At 61.8% G+C, this 18,214-nt stretch carries 15 protein-coding genes; 7 read left to right on the forward strand and 8 right to left on the reverse strand.

From position 1 onward, the window contains the following. Positions 1–112: 112 nt before the first annotated feature. The 6 genes from RWJ89_RS00455 to RWJ89_RS00480 all read left to right on the forward strand — a co-directional run bounded on the left by RWJ89_RS00455 (position 113) and on the right by RWJ89_RS00480 (position 6,578). Positions 113–1,123, forward strand: a complete 1,011-nt coding sequence (locus RWJ89_RS00455; protein WP_316029671.1) for a LacI family DNA-binding transcriptional regulator — start codon at positions 113–115, stop codon at positions 1,121–1,123. A gap of 42 nt (positions 1,124–1,165) precedes the next feature. Next, on the forward strand, positions 1,166–2,440 hold the full coding sequence (locus tag RWJ89_RS00460) for an ABC transporter substrate-binding protein (RefSeq protein ID WP_316029670.1): 1,275 nt from the start codon (positions 1,166–1,168) through the stop codon (positions 2,438–2,440). A gap of 72 nt (positions 2,441–2,512) precedes the next feature. After that, positions 2,513–3,364 (forward strand): carbohydrate ABC transporter permease, encoded by an 852-nt coding sequence (locus RWJ89_RS00465; protein ID WP_316029669.1) that lies wholly within the window; start codon positions 2,513–2,515, stop codon positions 3,362–3,364. Further along, positions 3,361–4,218 (forward strand): carbohydrate ABC transporter permease, encoded by an 858-nt coding sequence (locus RWJ89_RS00470; RefSeq protein ID WP_168281445.1) that lies wholly within the window; start codon positions 3,361–3,363, stop codon positions 4,216–4,218. The genes RWJ89_RS00465 and RWJ89_RS00470 overlap by 4 nt, the downstream gene beginning before the upstream one ends. Before the next feature lie 13 nt (positions 4,219–4,231). Further along, entirely contained in the window at positions 4,232–5,290 is a 1,059-nt protein-coding gene (locus tag RWJ89_RS00475; RefSeq protein WP_316029668.1) for an ABC transporter ATP-binding protein, read from the forward strand. A gap of 19 nt (positions 5,291–5,309) precedes the next feature. Beyond that, complete coding sequence (locus RWJ89_RS00480; protein WP_316029667.1) at positions 5,310–6,578, forward strand: MGH1-like glycoside hydrolase domain-containing protein; 1,269 nt, start codon at positions 5,310–5,312, stop codon at positions 6,576–6,578. A gap of 13 nt (positions 6,579–6,591) precedes the next feature. Here RWJ89_RS00480 and RWJ89_RS00485 read toward each other — a convergent pair whose 3' ends face one another. The 8 genes from RWJ89_RS00485 to RWJ89_RS00520 all read right to left on the reverse strand — a co-directional run bounded on the left by RWJ89_RS00485 (position 6,592) and on the right by RWJ89_RS00520 (position 16,460). Beyond that, positions 6,592–9,219 carry an AAA family ATPase gene (locus RWJ89_RS00485; RefSeq protein WP_316029666.1) on the reverse strand — a complete coding sequence of 876 codons (2,628 nt, stop codon included), beginning with the start codon at positions 9,217–9,219 and terminating at the stop codon, positions 6,592–6,594. Further along, positions 9,216–10,340 carry a metallophosphoesterase family protein gene (locus RWJ89_RS00490; protein ID WP_222011686.1) on the reverse strand — a complete coding sequence of 375 codons (1,125 nt, stop codon included), beginning with the start codon at positions 10,338–10,340 and terminating at the stop codon, positions 9,216–9,218. The genes RWJ89_RS00485 and RWJ89_RS00490 overlap by 4 nt, the downstream gene beginning before the upstream one ends. A gap of 350 nt (positions 10,341–10,690) precedes the next feature. After that, a complete protein-coding gene (locus RWJ89_RS00495; RefSeq protein ID WP_316029665.1) occupies positions 10,691–12,337 on the reverse strand; it encodes an acetolactate synthase large subunit in 1,647 nt (548 codons plus the stop codon). Between the two features lie 295 nt (positions 12,338–12,632). Further along, complete coding sequence (locus RWJ89_RS00500; protein WP_168302548.1) at positions 12,633–13,160, reverse strand: GNAT family N-acetyltransferase; 528 nt, start codon at positions 13,158–13,160, stop codon at positions 12,633–12,635. Further along, positions 13,157–13,435, reverse strand: a complete 279-nt coding sequence (locus RWJ89_RS00505; RefSeq protein WP_020046930.1) for a type II toxin-antitoxin system TacA family antitoxin — start codon at positions 13,433–13,435, stop codon at positions 13,157–13,159. The genes RWJ89_RS00500 and RWJ89_RS00505 overlap by 4 nt, the downstream gene beginning before the upstream one ends. Before the next feature lie 187 nt (positions 13,436–13,622). After that, positions 13,623–14,462, reverse strand: a complete 840-nt coding sequence (locus tag RWJ89_RS00510) for a DUF6030 family protein (RefSeq protein WP_246621819.1) — start codon at positions 14,460–14,462, stop codon at positions 13,623–13,625. Between the two features lie 419 nt (positions 14,463–14,881). Next, positions 14,882–15,604, reverse strand: a complete 723-nt coding sequence (locus RWJ89_RS00515) for a ribonuclease activity regulator RraA (RefSeq protein ID WP_020046929.1) — start codon at positions 15,602–15,604, stop codon at positions 14,882–14,884. A gap of 70 nt (positions 15,605–15,674) precedes the next feature. Continuing rightward, complete coding sequence (locus RWJ89_RS00520; RefSeq protein ID WP_020046928.1) at positions 15,675–16,460, reverse strand: IclR family transcriptional regulator; 786 nt, start codon at positions 16,458–16,460, stop codon at positions 15,675–15,677. 214 nt (positions 16,461–16,674) lie between these two features. Here RWJ89_RS00520 and RWJ89_RS00525 point away from each other — a divergent pair, with 214 nt between their 5' ends. Next, positions 16,675–18,195, forward strand: a complete 1,521-nt coding sequence (locus RWJ89_RS00525; protein WP_316029664.1) for an ABC transporter substrate-binding protein — start codon at positions 16,675–16,677, stop codon at positions 18,193–18,195. Positions 18,196–18,214 lie beyond the last annotated feature (19 nt).

The raw sequence follows: 18,214 nt of genomic DNA on the forward strand, positions 1-18,214 counted from the left end.
GCAGCTCCCGCGCTTTTACCCAGCCAGAGCGAATCGCAGGATTTCCAAAACGTTTTGGCTTGACTCCCAAAACGTTTTGGAGAATCTTTTTGTCACTTCGGGAGGAAGATCTTTGGCCAATCTCAAACAGCTCGCGCAATCGCTGGGACTGTCGATCACCACGGTGTCGCGTGCGCTCGACGGTTATGCCGATGTGTCGGCCACTACGCGCGAGCGGGTTCGCGAGGCTGCCGACAAGGTCGGCTACCGGCCGAATGCTTCGGCCCGCCGCCTCCGCAAGCAGCGCGCCGAACTGGTTGCCGTCACGCTGCCGAGCGATCCTGGTCATATCGGCCCCCCGCATTTCCTCGATATGTTGTCAGGCTGCGCCGAACATCTTGCTGCTGCCGGCCTCAATCTGGTGATTGCGCCGGTACCGCGCGGCGAGAGCGAGCTCGACATCTGCCGCCGCTTCGTCGATGGCCGCCGCGTCGATGCCATGCTTCTCGTCCGCACCAAGCGGAAGGACGAGCGCGTCGAATTCCTGCAGTCGCGCGGCATCCCCTTCGTCACCAACGGCCGCACAGAAAGCCTGATGCCCCATCCCTATATCGATGGCGACGGTTTTGCCGGCTTCCGGGCCGCGACGTTGCGCTTCCATGCCTCCGGCCACCACCGCATCGGCCATATCGCCGGCCCGCAGGAATATTACTTCGCACATGACCGCTGCCGCGGCTGGCGGGCGGCGATGGAGGAATGCGGCCTTGCGACCGATCTCTGCGCCGAAGGCGCGCCGCTGGAGCAGGGCGGTTATCTCGCAGCACTCGAACTTCTGCGCCAGCCGTCGCGTCCGACCGCACTCGTCTGCGCCACCGACGAAATGGCGATCGGGGCACTCCGCGCGCTGCGCGAGGTCGATGGCGGCAACCAGATCAGCATTGTCGGCCATGACGACTTGCCGATGGGCGCGTTCACCAGCCCGCCGCTTTCGACCATGCGCATGACCGGCGAACACCTCGGCGCGAGCTTCGCCTCGCTGCTGCTGCGCGCCATCGGCGGCGAACCCGCCGAAGAACTCCAGGAGCTTCACGCGATCGAATTCGTCGATCGCGACAGCCATCGCCGTCCGCTTAGAGCGGCATAGACAGCAGTGCATCTCAAACAAAGAACAATGAAGGAGGAGAAGATGAAACATATCATGTCATTTGGAATTCTGGCTTCCACCGTGCTGGCCTTCGCCTCACCGGTGCTTGCCCAGACGGTTTTCGTGTCCACCCAGCTTCGTCCGATCGAGGAGGCGACCGTCGTCCGCGAAGAACTCCTGAAGGACGTCGGCCCGGTCGATTACGTGGTCGAGGAGCCGCCGCAGTTTGCCGTCCGTATGGAAGCCGAACGCCAGGCCGGCAAGCACACCGTCAGCCTCGTCGGTGCGCTGCATGGCGAGCTTTCGCCGCTTGCCGACAAGGACACGCTCGAACCGCTCGACGATCTCGCCAAGAAGCTGGCAGCGAGTGGCATGCCGCAGTCGCTGCTCGACCTCGGCAAGCTCGGCAAGTCGACCCAGCAGTATATCCCGTGGATGCAGGCGACCTATGTCATGGCCGCCAAGAAGGAAGCCCTGCAATACCTGCCGGCCGGCGCCGACGTGAACGCGCTGAACTACGATCAGCTGATCACGTGGGGCAAGAACATGCAGGAGGCGACGGGCCAGCCGCAGATCGGTTTCCCGGCCGGCCCGAAGGGGCTGATGGCGCGTTACTTCCAGGGCTATTTCTATCCGTCGTTTACGGGAGGTGTCGTGCGCACCTTCCAGAGTGCGGATGCGGCCGGAGGCTGGGAGAAGCTGAAGGCGCTATGGGCCTATGTGACGCCGAACTCGACCAGCTACGACTTCATGCAGGAGCCGCTGGCAGCCGGCGAAGTCATGGTCGCCTGGGACCATATCGCCCGCCTGAAGAATGCCATTTCTGCAGCACCTGACGATTATGTCGTCTTCCCGGCTCCTGCGGGTCCGAAGGGTCGCGGCTACATGCCGGTCGTTGCCGGTCTCGCAATCCCGAAGGGCGCGCCCGACAAGGCCGGCGCAGAAAAGATCATCGAACACCTTTCCATGCCGGACACACAGCTCCTGACCGCCTCCAAGGTCGGCTTCTTCCCGACCCTGAACGTCAAGCTGCCGCCGGATCTCGATGCCGGCGTCGCCCTGCTCGCCGGTGCGGTCACCGCCACCCAGGCTTCCAAGGACGCAGTCATCTCGCTGCTCCCGGTCGGCCTTGGTGACAAGGGCGGCGAGTTCAACAAGGTCTACATGGACAGTTTCCAGCGCATCGTGCTGCAGAACGAGCCCGTCGCCGACGTTCTGAAGGCCCAGGGCGCCACGATGGCCAAGCTGATGACTGACACGAAGGCTGCCTGCTGGGCGCCTGACGCCAAGAGCGACGGACCCTGCCCGGTCGAATAAATCCGCCCATGAAGCGTCCGGGCGAGATGCCCGGGCGCTCTTCCGACACTCTGCTCTTCAAGGCCGGAGCCGATGACCAACAGCCGACCCTGGATGCCCTATCTGCTGATCCTGCCATCCGTCGCCTTCCTGGCGCTGCTCTTCGTCGTGCCGCTGGTGCAGACGATCTGGCTGGCGGTTTCGGACAATGGCGCGCCATCGCTCGCAAATGCCGAGCGCATGGTCACCGACATCAATTTCACCCGCTCGGTGAAGAACACCTTCCTGCTGACGATCGCGGTCGTGCCGGTGCAGATCGCCATTGCGCTTGCCATGGGCACGATGGTTGCCAAGGTCGGCCGCGGGCGGGAGACGATCCTGTGGATCTGGACAATCCCGCTTGGCATTTCCGACCTCGCCGCCGGCCTCGTCTGGCTGTCGATCCTGCAGAATACCGGCTATCTGAATTCGCTGCTCTTCGGCCTCGGTATCATCGGCAGGCAGGCAAGCTGGCTCTCCTACCAGACGCCGGTCGCGCTCTTCCTCGCGATCGCCGTTGCCGAAATCTGGCGCGGCACGGCCATCGTCATGGTCATCATCGTCGCCGGTCTGAACCAGGTGCCGAAGGAATTCAAGGAAGCCGCCGAAATCTTCGGCGCGGGTCCGTGGACGCGCTTCTGGCGCATCACCCTGCCGCTGATCCGCCCCGCCCTGCAATCGGCGCTCATCCTGCGCACCGTGCTCGCCTTCGAGGTCTTCGCGGTGGTCTATGCGCTCGGCGGGCGCAATTTCCCGGTTCTCGTCGGCGAGGCGTACAACTGGCAGAACCAGAACCAGAACTACAGCGTCGCCGCCGCCTACGCGGTGCTGATCATGATCATCTCGCTTGCCGCCACGCTCATCTATCTCAAAGCCTTGAAGGTCGATCCGGAGCGCCTGCCATGACCACGGACATCATAAGCACGACCGCGGACACCCCCAACGCCGCCGGCTTCGTCTCCTCGCGGCGCTGGCTTCTCTGGAGCGGCATCGCCGCACTCTGCGCCTGGGTGCTGGTGCCGATCTATCTGGTGGCGCTCGGCGCACTCGGCGGCCGCCAGGGTGTTTATGTCTGGCCGAAGACGGGATTGCCGACTGGTCTGTCGCTGGAGCCCTTCATTCTCTTCCTGAAGACCGAAGGCGTCGTGCAATCCTTCCTCAATTCGCTGGGGGCAGCCGGCATTACGGTGGCGCTTTCGATCCTGCTCGGCGCGCCGGCGGGTTACGCGCTCGCACGCTACGATTTCCGCGGCAAGGACAGCTACCGGCTTCTGGTGCTGCTGACCCGCGCCTTTCCGCTGGCAATCCTGGCGCTGCCGCTGACTGTCTCCTTCATCCGGCTCGGCCTCTACGATACGATCCTCGGCGTCGGCCTTATTCATACGGTGCTGGCGCTGCCTTTCGCGGCTCTTGTCACCCAGGGCATTTTCCTCGGCGTGCCCAGGGAATTGGAGGAAGCCGCCTGGGTGTTCGGCTGCACCCGCATCCAGGCCTTCTTCAAGGTGGTGGCGCCACTCGCTCTGCCCGGCATCGTCGCGACCGCGGTCTTTGCCTTCGTCATCTCCTGGAACGAGGTTTTTGCCGCCTCGGTGCTGACGGTGCGCAATCGCACGCTGACCGCCTACCTGCTGACCGTGCTTTCGGAAAGCCCGATGCATTACCGCTTTGCCGGGGGCCTGATGCTCATCCTTCCCTCGGTTGTCTTCATCTTCGCGGTCAGGCGCTACCTCTTCGCGATCTGGGGCATTTCCTCCAAATAACGGGACCATCGATATGGCCAATATTGTCATCGACCGCATCCGCAAGAGCTTCGGAGCCTTCCAGGCGCTGAAAGAGGTCTCGCTGACGATCAACGACGGCGAATTCGTCTCGCTGCTCGGTCCGTCCGGCTGTGGCAAGACCACGCTGCTGCGCATCATCGCCGGCCTCGAGACGGCAACATCGGGAGATGTCCGTATCGGCGACAAGTCGGTGATCGGCCTGGCACCCCGGGATCGCGGGCTTGCGATGGTCTTCCAGAACTATGCCGTCTTTCCGCATATGACGGTCTACGAAAACGTCGCCTTCGGGCTGCGGATGCAGAAGGCCGACGACGCACGCGTGAAGGCGCAGGTCGAGAAGGCCGCCGGCCTCCTGCATATCGAGCAATATCTCGACCGCTACCCGAACAAGCTTTCCGGCGGCCAGCGCCAGCGCGTTGCGGTCGCTCGCGCCCTTGCCGTCGAACCGAAGGTTCTGCTGATGGACGAGCCGCTTTCGAACCTCGACGCGCTGCTCCGCCTCGAAATGCGCACCGAACTCAAGACCGTGCTGCAATCGGCAGGCACGACGACAATCTATGTCACCCATGACCAGACGGAAGCGATGGGTCTTTCCGACCGCATCGCCGTCATGCATGGCGGCGTGGTCGAGCAGGTCGGTCATCCGGTCGAGATTTACAATCACCCTGCGACACGGTTCGTCGGCGGCTTCATCGGCAATCCACCGATGAACTTCATACAGGTGCCGGTTTCGAACGGCCAGGTGGCCGTAGGCGCCGAACGGCTCGTGGCGCCGCAGGAATCCGGCGATCAAATCATCCTCGGCCTGCGCGGCGAGGCCGTCGAACTCGCGTCGCTGCCGCAGGGCCTCGAAATGCGGGTTCGCGTTGCCGAGCCGATGGGCTCGCATCTGCTGTTGACTGGGTCGATCCATGACCAGCCGGTCCGCGTCATCCTGCCGGCTTCGGAGACCGTGAAGAGCGGCGAGACGATCGGCCTAAAGCTCGACCAAAAGCGCATCACCTGGCTTTCGCCCGAAAGCGGCAAGTCCTTTCCGGCCGTTTTGGCCTAAGAATACCGGAGCATCCAGAATGAACACGCATATCGACCAGGCGAAGCGCATCCTCGCCCAGAACGATCGCGGCGGCTATACCGTGCCGACCGAGCGGCTCTATCCCTTCCAGTGGAACTGGGATTCCGCCTTCGTCGCCATGGGCTTCGCGCTCTACGATACCGGCCGCGCCTATCGCGAGTTGGAGCGGCTGGTCGAGGGCCAGTGGGCGGATGGAATGATCCCGCATATCGTCTTCCACGCGCCAAGCGAAACCTATTTCCCGGGGCCGACCGTCTGGCGCACAAATCATACGATCCCGACCTCCGGGATAACCCAGCCGCCGGTCTTCGCGATCGCACTGCGCAAGCTGCATGAGGTCGCCGGCAAGGAGGACGAGACGCGCACCCTGCCCCTCTACGAGGCGGCGCTGAAATGGCACCGCTGGTGGTATTCCGCCCGCGACCCTGGAGGCACGGGGCTCGTAGCACTCCTGCATCCCTGGGAAAGCGGCAGCGACAATTCTCCCGCCTGGGACATCGCGCTTGCCCGCGTGCCCGTCACAACCGACACGCCTGTCGTGCGTAAGGATATCGGTCATGTGGATGCCGACATGCGCCCGCGCGACGAGGATTACCGCCGCTTCATTCATCTGGTCGATACCTATGCCGCCTGTGGTTGGGATCCGGCGAAACAATGGGAAAAGGCGTCCTTCAAGGTCGCCGAGATCCAGACGACCGCCATCCTTCTCAAGGCGGGCGAAGATCTGGAACAACTCGCCCGCCTGTTTGGCCGGACAGAGGACGCGATCGAGATCGCTGCCTTCAACGACCGCAGCCGTACGGCGATAATGGCCCAGTGGCGGCCGGACCTCGCCCGCTTCGTCTCGCGCGACCTGATCTCCGGCGAAGATGTCGAAGCCGCCACGCAAGCCGGCTTCATCCCCCTCCTCTCGCTGGACCTCGACAAGCAGGTTGCGAACGCCCTGGTCTCGGAAATGAAGGCCTGGTCCAAGGATCTCAAAGTTGCCTTCCCCACGACCAAACCCGGCATCGCCAGCTGGGAGCCGAAGCGCTACTGGCGCGGCCCCGCCTGGGCGATCATCAACTGGCTGCTGATCGACGGACTCAGGCGCAATGGCCATGCGGATGTGGCCGAAGACCTGCGGAAATCGACCGTCACAGCGATCGAAACGGAAGGTTTCGCCGAATATTTCGATCCGGTCACCGGCGAAGGTTGCGGCGGCCTCGGCTTTTCTTGGACGGCTGCAGCCTATCTGTGGCTTGAGCGTGGCAGAGTGCTCGCCTGAGCATTGATCCTCATCAATCCGGCTGCCACGGCTGCATCGTGAGCACATTGCCGCCCAGCTTGGCGAAGGCGCGCTGGCGGCAGGAGAAGACCAGGATCTGCTGGTCGCGCGATTGGCGGTGCAGCGCATCGAACATCCGCTCGATCCGGTCGTCGTCGGAATAAACAAGCGCGTCGTCGAGGATGACAGGCGCCGGCCGGCCGTCGCGGGCAAGCAGCCTTGCGAATGCGAGGCGGGTCAGCACCGAGAGCTGCTCCCGCATGCCGCCGCTCAGGCGATCGACATCCTCGTCCAGGCCATTGCGGCGCACGATCTGCGGCAGCAAGGTGTCGCCGTCGAAGGTAATCGTGATGTCGTCAAACAGCAGGCCGACCAGCGGGGCGAGTTCGTTCATGACAGGCTTAAGATAGAGGTCGCGCGCCGCTGCTCGCGTCGCCGTCAGCGCCTTGCGCAGGCGATCCAGCACGGCGACCTCCGTCTCGAAACGCTTCACCTGCTCCCGCGCCGCGTCAAGCAAACCACGAGTTTCCAACCAGTTTTCTTCCACCGCACTGTCTGATCGGGTGCGGATCTGACCGCCGAGGTCGGCAAGCTCCTCGCGTAGCCTGGCAATTTCACGTGCTGCGGCGTCGGCGACCGAACGTGCCCTGGCAAGGGCGGCTTCCGCGCCGGCGAGGTCCCGCCCGGCCCTGCGCAAAGGCCCGGCCCGGAGCTCAACCGCATCGCATTGTTCTTTGGCGCTGGAAAGCCTTGCCGCAAGGTCCCGTTGCAATTCCGGTCGGCCGGCTTCGGGACCGATGATCGCCGCGATAGCCTCGAGCTCCTGGCCAAGTTTGGCGTGCTCCGTCTGCGCCCGCAATATTGCCTCGCCGGCCTCCATGCGCATCACCGACGCTTCCCGCGCCCAGTTTCGCGCCAGGTCGATACGCTGCGTCGCATCCGCGAGACGGGCGCGCACCTCTTCCGGGTCGGCGTCGAGTTCGACTGGACCCTGGCTGAGTTCCGCAAAGCGTGCGGCATCGAGGTGAAGCTGGTCGATGCCATTCGGAGCCACATCGGCGAACCGCTGGCGTGCCCGCCCCAGTTCCTCCTGCTTGCTCCGGGCGGCAATATCGCGCTGTCGCGCCGCCCGCAAACTGTCGACACCGAGCCTGGCAAGCAATGTTTGGCGCGTCGCTTCCGCAGCCTCGAGCGCCCCGTCCTGTTCTGCCTGCCGGCTGGAATGGATGGTCAGCGTACCGATGCCTGCTATGTCGAGTTTCGCCACCCCGGCAAAGCTCTTGTCCTCACCCCCAGGCAAAGGCTGGCGGTCCATGCTCACCGATCCGGAGGCGTCCTTCAGGTAGTCGATCCTGAGCCTGGGAAGGCCGACCTCGGCTGCTGCACGCAGGCCAACGATCTTGAGGTCCAACGCTTCGAGCCGTTCGATCGCATCGGCTGGAATGGCGAGCAATGCATGCGCAGCCTCCCCGTCCTCGATCTGCCGCCGCGCCGCTTCCGCCTGTTCGAGATGCAGACGAACCTCCGCCAGCCGCTCTGCGGCGTGACGCGAACGGAGTGCTGCCTCCAGCCGCGCCAGCAATTCGCGGTTTACCCGCTCATCCTCTTCGGCTGCCTGAACCTCCGCCGTAGCGGCCTCGCTTTCGGCCAGCGATGCCGCGCGTCGCTCGGCTGCATTTGAAAGCTCTTTTTCCGTCACGGCGAAACGCCGCGCGAGTTCGTCACTGCGGTTCAATGCCGCGTGGAAGCGGTCGAATGCCTGCTGCGCCTCATCGCGACGGCTGGCGGCCAGGGCAGCTTCGGCATCGAGTGCCTTGAGTTCCCTGTCGTGCAGTTTAGCGGCCTCGAGCACAGACTCGGCATTGGCAATCGCCGCCTTCCGGCCGGCCTCTTCGTCCGAATTTTCCAGTTCGCTGAGTCTCGCCTGCACTGAGCGGCGGCGGTCGAGCGCGCCGTGCAGCATCTCCACCTCCTTGGCCAGCCGCGCCTCCTCCGCCTGCAGCCGATCACGATCGTCGAGCGCGGCGGCAAAGCGGCCTCCGGCCTTTGGCCGGAGCGTCGCGGTGACTAGGCAATTGAGTTCTTCCTCGCAGGCTTCGAGCACTGCCGACATGCGCCGTCCGCCCGTCAGCGCCTCCACCTCGCCCTGCACCGAAGACAGCAGGCTTTCGCGCACCCGCTTGTCGTTTTCTTCCTCGCTCTTGCTGCGATTTTCGATGCCGGTGACGCCCTGGCGCACCCAGAGCAGGCCTGCCGGGCCGGCAGTTCCGCCGGAAATGAGATCGCCGATGAAAGCCTCGGCCTCGTCGGACTGGGCGACGAGCCGGCCGCTGCCGAGATCGGTGACGCTGGCGCGCCGTCCGCCATAGAACTGCTTGGTCAAGCGGTAGCGGCCGGCTTCAATCGTGATATCGGCCTCGACGATCGGATTGCCGCCGCTATAGGGGCGCAGCATCTGCACGCTCTTTGGCGTGCCGCCGTGCGGCTGGAAGAACAGCGCATGCAGCGCCTCGAAACAGGTCGATTTGCCGTGTTCGTTGGCAGCGCTCAGCACATTCACGCCGTCGGCGATTCCTTCGACGGATATGCCGCGGCCGGCGAAGCGTTTGACGTTGTGAAGGCGAAGAGCGTTGAGTTTCATCGATCGATCGCCTCGCAATAGGAAAACAGGCGGATCAACGCCTCACGCGCCACACCCCTGTCATCGCCAGAGCGGGATTGGTCGAGGCTTTCGGCAAGCAGCAAATCCGCAGTATCGCGCAACGCACCGGCTCGGTCGATGATCTCGAGATCATCGCTCTCGCAATCGGTCCCCAGCAGTTCCGTATCGATCTCCAGATGCGCAAATTCCGGCGCGACCTGCTGCAGCAGGCTGGTCATTGCCGTGCGCCCGTTCAATCGGGCACGGCCGGACAGCGCGACGCGCAACAGGGTTTGTCGCCGCGCGAACGGTTCCGGCAGCGCGGCCTTCAGCGCTTCAACACCGTCTTCCGCTGCCAGCAGCGGAAGCTGCAATGTCTGCCAGGAAAAGCTGGCAGTTGCCACAGCCGCCGTCGTCGGCATCGCCCCTTGTCCTGCAATGGAAACGACCATCGCCTGTCCCGGCCGGTCATGCTTGAAACGGTCCGGCTCGGGCGCGCCGCTGTAATACGTTCTGGCGTCCACCGCCACCGATCCGTGCCAATCGCCGAGCGCCATGTAATCGAGGCCGGCCAGCGCCGCGCGGTTCGGCGCAATCACGTTCGTGGCCGCGGCATCCTCCGAAAATTCCTGGATCGGGCCATGGGCGAGGCCAATGCGGATGGAGCCGTCCGGCGTGGCGGCACCCGTCATCCATTCGGTCAGGTCGCGGCCCGGCCTCCTGGTCGTGCAAGGCGCCGGCAGCAGGACGACATCCGGTCCAAGCGGAAGAGGCGTCGCTTCCGTCGCAAGGATGACATTGTCGGGCACCACGCCGCGCGCAGCACTCCAGAGCTGATCCGCCAGCAGTGAATCGTGATTGCCCGGAAGCAGGACCCAGCGCAGCGGTGCGTTTCGGGCCATCTCGCCAAGCGCTTGCCGAAGTACGGCCGGCGTCGGCGTCTCGGTATCGAAGGTGTCGCCTGCAAGCAGGATGACACTTGCCCCATGCTCTCGTGCCGTACCGGCTAGTCTCGCGATCACGCCATGCCGCGCCTCGCGCAGGCGCCCTCTCAAATCCTCCGGAAGATTGCCAAATCGTTTGCCAATATGAAGGTCCGAACTGTGCAGGAAGGAAAACATTAATCAGCCATGTTTGCGATGCGCCGCGAGCTTCCGAGCATGGCCTACAGCGCCGCGCGTCTTTTTAGACACACAAAGGACACTGTAGCGCTTCGCAGTAGGCCTCGTCCGCGGTTCGCGATTCCGTTGTTCCGCGACAGACCATGCCTCCCGATATCAGGCGAGGCAAGCCTATCCTGGCTCAACAAGCTCTTATCCAACGCTTATCTAATTCTGCGGGATATTCGACACCGTATCCATCCCGCTCACGGACGAGGACGGCTGCTGATACGGCCTGTGAACCTCGGGCAGAGTGCCGCCTGGTCCTAGGTAGAACGGTTGAACACCACCATCTTCGCGTCGGCCATCTATCAGACCTCCAATATATCAGGGAGCCGTTCGCGAAGCTCCTTTACCAGCACGCGTTCATTTTCCGAGTAGTCGACCGGAACGTTCACCAGATGGACGCCACCTCCGGAGAATGCCTCTTCGAGAACCTGTTTGAACTGGCCGATATCGTCGACTCTGGTTCCCTTGGCGCCGTAGGATTCGGCATATTTCACGAAGTCGGGATTGCCGAAGGTCATCCCGAAATCCGGGAATTCGTCCACCGCCTGCTTCCAGCGGATCATGCCGTAGGCATTGTCCTCGATGACGAGGACGACGAGGTTGAGTTTCAGCCGGACGGCGGTTTCGAGTTCCTGCGAGTTCATCATGAAGCCACCGTCACCACAAATCGCCATGACACGCCGCTCGGGATAGAGCATCGAGGCAACCATCGCCGATGGCAGCCCGGCTCCCATCGTTGCAAGGGCATTGTCGAGCAGTAGCGTGTTCGCCATCCGCGTCCGGTAGTTCCGGGCAAACCAGATCTTGTACATGCCGTTATCGAGCGCCAGGATGCCATCATGCGGCATCACCTCTCTTATGTCGTGGACCAGCCGCTGTGGCGTGAAGCGATCTTCTGTTGCCCGCGCGGCGATGCGCTCGAGAATGCGCTCGCGGAGATGAAGAAGCGCCTGCGCGTTTGGCAGCTTGCCCTCGAGGCGATCCGCCAGCGCCTTCAGCGAAGGGCCGATGTCGCCGATGACCTCGGACTGCGGGAAATAGACCTGCTCGACGGTCGCCGGCTGATATCCGACATGAACGACCTTCGGGCCGTCCTTGCCCATGATGAAGGGTGGTTTCTCGATCGTGTCGTGCCCGATCGTGATGATAAGGTCTGCCTGTTCAATGGCCTCGTGGACATAATCCCGCTCCGACAGCGCGGCGGTGCCCATATAAAGTTCGGTTCCGCCGGGCACCGTTCCCTTCCCCATCTGGGTGGTAAAGAACGGAATGCGCGTACGGATCACAAACTGCGCAATATCGGATGTCGAGCGGGGACGCGAGGCGGCGGCCCCGAACATCAGAAGCGGACGTTTGGCTGCGGCGATGAGGGCGGCAGCGCGATCGAGGGCCGCATCGCTTGCCGTCGGCAGTTCGAGCTGATGCGGCGCAATCAGCGCCACCTCCTGGCATTCTTCGGCCGCAATATCTTCCGGAAGCTCCAGATGCACCGGCCCCGGCCTTTCCTCCTGGGCGATGCGGAACGCCTCCCTGACCGTCGTCGGGATCATCTGCGGCGACACGATCTGCCTTGCGAGCTTGGTCAGCGGCTTCATCGACGCGACGACATCGACCACCTGGAAACGCGCCTGGCGGGACGAGAGGATCCCCTTCTGACCTGTGATCATCACCATCGGCATCGCGCCGAGCAAGGCATAGGCGGCACCTGTCGAGAGGTTCAGAGCGCCAGGCCCGAGCGTTGTCAGGCAGACGCCGGGCTTTCCAGTCAGGCGGCCATAGGTCGCGGCCATGAACGCCGCCGCCTGCTCGTGCCGGGTGAGGACGAGCTCAATCGAAGACTTGCGGATGGATTCGACGACGTCGAGATTCTCCTCGCCGGGAATGCCGAAGATGCGCTCGACACCTTCGTTCTCAAGCGCTGCCACTAGAAGATCGGAGCCTTTGGTCATTGATGTTTGCCCGTGCTGTTTGGTTCGAGGCCTCCAGAAAGGAAGGCCCCTTTGAAGATATGTTCTTTTCCAGGCCTGTCCATGCGTTCGCCGGCATCGGCGGTTGTCCTCAATCCCGCCGAGAATTTCTACATAGGATTTGCCGCGGGATAAAAAAGCTCTCCGCGATTCTGCTGGCAAACAGCTTTGACTGATGATGTGAGATGTTGCGGTTCAGGCCGGCGCCTCCCGCCCGCAGGGCGCAGAGCCCTGTTTTGGTGTATCCGAGGATATCAATGGCTTGGCGGCAACGCGCCTACAAGAGCCCCTTGGCCTTGAAGTCGGCGGCGAAGGTGGCAAGCGGCATAACAAGGGTGAGCGGTTTCCCTTGCAGCGGTTCGGCGCCATAGCTGGCATACCAATGGGCGGCGCGTTCGCTCTTGGCATCGATGATGAGCAGTATCCCGCCGCCCTCGCTGGCGAGCCGTAGGCAACGGAGCGCTGCAGCAGCGATGAGCTGGCCGCCTAAACCCTTTCCCGCCACCTTTATGTCGGTTGCCAAGCGCGCAAGCTTGAAGCCTGCGACTTCATGGCGTGCGAGGCCTCTGGTCAGCTTTGGAGGCACGGCCTCATGTGTAACGGCCGAAGGCGCGACTGTGTAGAATCCGAGGATGCGATGAGGTTGGGCCTTGTCGATAGCGCAGAAGGTCTTCGCCGCATTCTGCTCATGGCTCTGCCGAGCGAAGCGCCGAATGAACTCGTTCATTGCCGCATCGCCGCAATCGAATGCGGCCCGATCGTGCGACTTAGCGATCGGCTCTTCATGCCAGACGGGGAGGGTCACAAGGCATCCGGTAGAGCAGAGATCGCGGCGCGTAGTTTCGCGTTCGGTTTGGGCGGGTGTTCAAGCAGATCGAGGATGCGGATGAAATCGCGGCTCGACACGGTCTCAACTTCAGCAGCCTGGATGACGGCTTCGGCTTCAGGTACGATCTTATCGAGAATGAAATCGGCCATATCCTTGTTCGAGAGGGCAGCCGCGCGCGCGATCATTGCCTTCTGCTTTGGCGGGATACGCAGCTGGTAGCGTTCGGTTTTGTTGTCCGCGGTTCTCGGCATAGTTATCTCCTTAATCGCAGTATAGTGTACACATAGTATGTGTACAAGAAGTTTACTGTTGATCGCAGCATTCATGGCCGAAATCACACGGCGATCTCACGTCTCACACTCAAAGGTGGTGACGCTCAAATCGTCGATGTTCAGACAAGCTCCAGCCTGATCCCGGATGTGACTGGTACTTGCGACGTCATTGAGCGCAATTGGCAGATTTCGACGTGCCCAAGCGGTTCATGAGGATGAAGTTCGCGGGAACATTGCGGGGATTTGTTGCGGCTAGCCAGCGATCAGCCGAAAAATACGTCTTGGTCCTCACCTGCGAACTTGAAGTCGCCTTAAGACCAAGAACAAAATTGAAGATATTTGCGCCGCCTGCTTCGCGCGTGAAGCTGAGATAGGAGCCGAATCGTTCGTATTCGACATTTCGAAGGTTTTGGATCGAGGCAAGAGTATCTTCGAAATCACGCCAGCACGCCTGCTTCACGATGATCTCGAAAATGCGCAGGACGGCCGGGGCGAGACGTCCCTGGGCGTCGGTCGTCGGCCCAATGATCTTGGCGCGGATCTCAAGAATATCGCCCATTTCATCTCCACGAACCTTAACGAAGGTCGAGCTGAGTGGACGCACCTCGTCCCGTTCGTAGATGCGCTGAAAATAACACTCATAGCTGCGATTGCGCATCGATGCGGCTTTCCATTCGCTCATCTCGATGCCGGCTTCTCGAAGAGCACCGCAAAAGCTCGACCCCGAGACGCGCCAGATCCGCAGAAACTGACTTGCCAACTCCAGCTTCGGGGCCTCGATCAGCTGCAACGGTATCGACGTCGGCGGGAGGGGAGAAGGAACCGCCGGATCAGGGCGGGCGGCTATGCGAGATGATCGGGCAGCCTTATTGAGAGCTCGATTTTCGAAGGGGCCGACCGGATCTTCGAGGTGATGGATTTCACGGTAAAAAACGACGGTGCCTGCAAGAAGCAAAATTGATATCAAAAGCCCTGGCCAAAGCAGGGACCAGCGGTTGCTCGGCATTGGGAAATTCCGGTGCCAAGGCGGGCTGTCGCGAGGAGGATCGACTGCTGATGGCACTTTATCCACGGCGCAACCTCACAAGCAAATAGGAGCGGCTGCGAGTTCGAACTCAATCAATCTCGATCCTATTTGCGATCAACCGGTGTCGGTCGGCGCATGGACCAATCAACCCTGCTGACATCTCCCTCTGAGATGAGCAACGGATGCGAAAAACGGTTCAGTCTGTCCGACTCACCTTCGACAATGTAAGTGTGAAGTTGCGTGTGTCGAGCGTCAAGCAGCTACCCCAGTGGATAGCGCTCGTCCCCTAATATTCCCGTGGCGGCTTTGCAATGTCGGCAGCATCGGCGAGCGTTTCAAAGAACGAACGCAATCTGCGAGCAGACGACAGCCTTAGACAATACTTCGAAGCAATGGTGTCATGCCGTCATATGACGCGCTTGACGCCAGGCCTCATAACGTTCGAGGGTCTCCTTGTTGGGCGGGTATACCCCCAAGGTCGATTTGCCTGACTCGATTTCCAGCTTGAGAAACTCTTCCTGCTCCTCCATCGCAACAGCTTCTTCGGCAATGTCATCGACATATTCCCGCGGAATAACGATCACCGCTTCGCTGTCGCCAAAGATGATGTCATCGGGATAAACGGCGACGCCGCCGCAGGCGATTGGCTGGTTCATATCTGAGGCATGGTGGGCAACCAGGTTCGCCGGCGCTGCCGGTCCCATGCAGTAGGTCGGGAGTCCCAGCTGTGCGATATCGGCCGTATCGCGGACGCCGCCGTCGAGCACGAGGCCGGCGGCGCCACGATAGACAAGACGACGGGCAAGCATGGCGCCAATGCCGGCGACTTCCGCCAAGGAGCGGCAATCGAAGACGAGAACATGGCCGTCGGGGATCGTATCGATGGCCTTGCGCTGTTGATTGGATGGATCCGAACTGTAAGTCGAACCGTCGATATCTTCCCGTGCGGGGATGTAGCGTACGGTGACGGCCGGGCCGATCATCGGCCCGCCGGCGCTGGCCAGCGGCCGCACGCCGCGAACCGCGGTGTTCTTCAGGCCACGCTTCAGCAACAGAGTGCTGAGACTTGCAGAATTCGTCCGCAAAAGCTTTGCATAAACTGATGGGTCCAACGCCGTCATGAGATCCTCCATTGTCCGGTGGAAGCTCTACCACAACGAGAAGATAGTTCAATAAAGAATTTAATGTTTCTTATTTGGACAAAGGTTGCTTGCCATTAATCGCCTTTGTCAAGATGGCGGCACCCTCCACGACCTCGCGCTTAATTGCCCGTGCCCTGTCCGGCGTCGCTTCACCAATAAACGGGACGCTGATCGTCGCGACGAGTCGACCTTCGGAATCGAAGACGGGCGCGGCAAAGGCCCGGAGGCCGAGGTTGGATTCCTGATTGTCCTCGGCGCATCCATTGCGTCGAATTTCAACGAGTGCTTCCTTCAGCGCCTCCGGATCGGTAATCGTATATGGCGTCTTCGACTCCAGTCCGCCGCTGCAATAGGCCTCTATGTCACCGTAGTCCGAATAGGCAAGAGCGAGCTTGCCGGCGGCGCCGACATGTTTACGCGAGCGGCTGCCGACCTTGATGAAAAGCGAATAATCGCCGGGACTGGAGGCTGCAAATATCGTCATCATCTCGTTGCCTTCGGGGGCGGCCAGCCTGAAGGATTCGAAAATGCGGTCAGCCGCAGCCGTCAGGATCGGCCTTGCCGCCTCGATCACCGTTGCCCTGTCGGCGCCGGGCGAGATGCGCCGCGCAAGCTCGACGAATTTTGGCCCCAGCTCGTAGGACGCTCCACCATTCACCCGCGCCACAAGCCCATGCGCGGCCAATGAATTGAGGATCCGATAGACGGTCGAACGCGGAACTCCAAGCTGATCAACCAGCGCGGCCAAGGAAATTCCCGTCTTCGCATCGGCAACGGCCTCAAGCAGGTGGGCGGTCTTTTCGACGACGGGTGATCCATGTTTTGGTTCAATCATGAACTATAAATTCCATATGAGAATTATAATATTGACTTCGCAGGACTGAGCGAGCATGCTCAGTGGTGTGAGTGTCACATTTGACACTACGCGCTTGGCGGAGGAAGTAAAGCCATTTGCATACCCGCTGCGGCGGTGCGCAACCGGATGGTTTTCACAAGACGGCACTGCGATGGACGGGATGCCGCTCGTTTGGATCTGGAGGAGGGATTTCATGAAGAAGATGAAGGGAATTGGTGCGCTGAGCATCGGACTGGCATTCCTGCTGGCTCCGGGCAGCGCAATTCGCGCCGACGCTGCCTCGGATAAGCTGACGGTGGTGGTGACCGACGAACCGAAGTCGCTCGATCCCTGTGACACCGACCTTTCGGGCAACTCTCGCATTCTACACAACAACATCACGGAAGCGCTGGTCAATCTGAGCCCGGCCGACGGATCGGTCGTCCCGAGCCTTGCCACCAGCTGGCGGCAAGTGGACGAGTTGACCTGGGAACTCAAGCTCCGCGACGACGTCACCTTCCACGACGGCAAGGCGTTCGATGCCAGTGCAGTCGTTGCCGCTCTCAAGCGGGCGCAGGATCCGGCACTGGCCTGCGAAGTCGGACTTGCGACGTTGAAGGGCGTCAAGTTCAATGCAGAAGCGGTGAACCCGACGACCCTCCTCATCAAAACTGATATCGTCGAGCCGATCCTGCCGAACAAGATGTCCGCCGTGGACATCGGTTCGCCGGCGACCCCGAACGACGGCAAGTCGCGCTCCCCGGCCGGAACGGGACCCTACAAGCTTGCAGCGTGGACGCCAGGGCAATCGGTCGACCTCGTGGCCTTTGACGGCTATTGGGGCGACAAGCCGGCGATCAAGAACGCAACCATCATCTGGCGGGCCGAATCCGCTGTTCGCGCGGCGATGGTCGCCACTGGGGAGGCGCAGATCGCATATGAAATAGCGCCCCAGGACGGCACCACGGAACAGGATCATGCCTTCCCAAACGCCGAAACCTCGCTGCTGAGGATCGACGCGGAAATTCCGCCGCTCAACGACAAACGCGTGCGTGAAGCCCTTAATCTTGCGATCGACCGGGACGGCCTAGTCGGCACCATCTTCCACCAGGATGCCCAAAAGGCGATGCAGGCGGTGCCGCCGTCCGTCTTCGGCTTCAATCCCGACATCCCCGTCTGGACGTATGATCCCGAAAAAGCGAAATCCCTGCTCGACGCGGCCAAAGCCGATGGCGTGCCGGTCGACAAGGAAATCGTCATCTACGGCCGCATCGGCATCTATCCCAATTCGTCCGAAAGCCTGGAAGCCATTCAGGCGATGCTCGCGGATGCCGGCTTCAATGCCCGGCTCGAAATGCTTGAGACAAGCCCGTGGCTGAAGAAGCTGCTGAAGCCTTGGGACACGGAACGTCAGCCGTCGATCCTGCAGACGCAGATCGACAACACCGAAGGCGACGCCGTATTCACGCTGCCGAACCGTTTTACCACCGACGGCAACCAGTCGACCATCGCCGATACCAGGCTCGACACGTTGATTGGCGACGCGTCGAAGGCAACCGGCGACGAACGCAAGAAACTGTTCGAGGAAGCGTTCAGCTACATCGCCGTCGATGCGGTCAATATCGTCCCGCTGTTCCACATGGTCACGATTGCCCGCGTCGCCGAGACCGTCACCTATACGCCCGATGTGCAGGCCGGCAACGAGATCAAGCTTAAATCGATCAGCTACCGCTGACCGCCAGACTGGTCGCCGA

This window comes from Rhizobium sp. 10PS4, from assembly GCF_032464805.1.
Classification (GTDB): Bacteria; Pseudomonadota; Alphaproteobacteria; order Rhizobiales; family Rhizobiaceae; genus Rhizobium; species Rhizobium laguerreae.

Excerpts from the sequence above, each read along its gene's own strand:
- RWJ89_RS00460 (WP_316029670.1), top strand. The coding sequence starts at position 1,166 with ATGAAACATATCATGTCATTTGGAATTCTGGCTTCCACCGTGCTGGCC.
- RWJ89_RS00465 (WP_316029669.1), top strand. The coding sequence starts at position 2,513 with ATGACCAACAGCCGACCCTGGATGCCCTATCTGCTGATCCTGCCATCC.
- RWJ89_RS00470 (WP_168281445.1), top strand. The coding sequence starts at position 3,361 with ATGACCACGGACATCATAAGCACGACCGCGGACACCCCCAACGCCGCC.
- RWJ89_RS00475 (WP_316029668.1), top strand. The coding sequence starts at position 4,232 with ATGGCCAATATTGTCATCGACCGCATCCGCAAGAGCTTCGGAGCCTTC.
- RWJ89_RS00480 (WP_316029667.1), top strand. The coding sequence starts at position 5,310 with ATGAACACGCATATCGACCAGGCGAAGCGCATCCTCGCCCAGAACGAT.
- RWJ89_RS00485 (WP_316029666.1), bottom strand. The coding sequence starts at position 9,219 with ATGAAACTCAACGCTCTTCGCCTTCACAACGTCAAACGCTTCGCCGGC.
- RWJ89_RS00490 (WP_222011686.1), bottom strand. The coding sequence starts at position 10,340 with ATGTTTTCCTTCCTGCACAGTTCGGACCTTCATATTGGCAAACGATTT.
- RWJ89_RS00495 (WP_316029665.1), bottom strand. The coding sequence starts at position 12,337 with ATGACCAAAGGCTCCGATCTTCTAGTGGCAGCGCTTGAGAACGAAGGT.
- RWJ89_RS00505 (WP_020046930.1), bottom strand. The coding sequence starts at position 13,435 with ATGCCGAGAACCGCGGACAACAAAACCGAACGCTACCAGCTGCGTATC.
- RWJ89_RS00510 (WP_246621819.1), bottom strand. The coding sequence starts at position 14,462 with ATGCCGAGCAACCGCTGGTCCCTGCTTTGGCCAGGGCTTTTGATATCA.
- RWJ89_RS00515 (WP_020046929.1), bottom strand. The coding sequence starts at position 15,604 with ATGACGGCGTTGGACCCATCAGTTTATGCAAAGCTTTTGCGGACGAAT.
- RWJ89_RS00520 (WP_020046928.1), bottom strand. The coding sequence starts at position 16,460 with ATGATTGAACCAAAACATGGATCACCCGTCGTCGAAAAGACCGCCCAC.
- RWJ89_RS00525 (WP_316029664.1), top strand. The coding sequence starts at position 16,675 with ATGAAGAAGATGAAGGGAATTGGTGCGCTGAGCATCGGACTGGCATTC.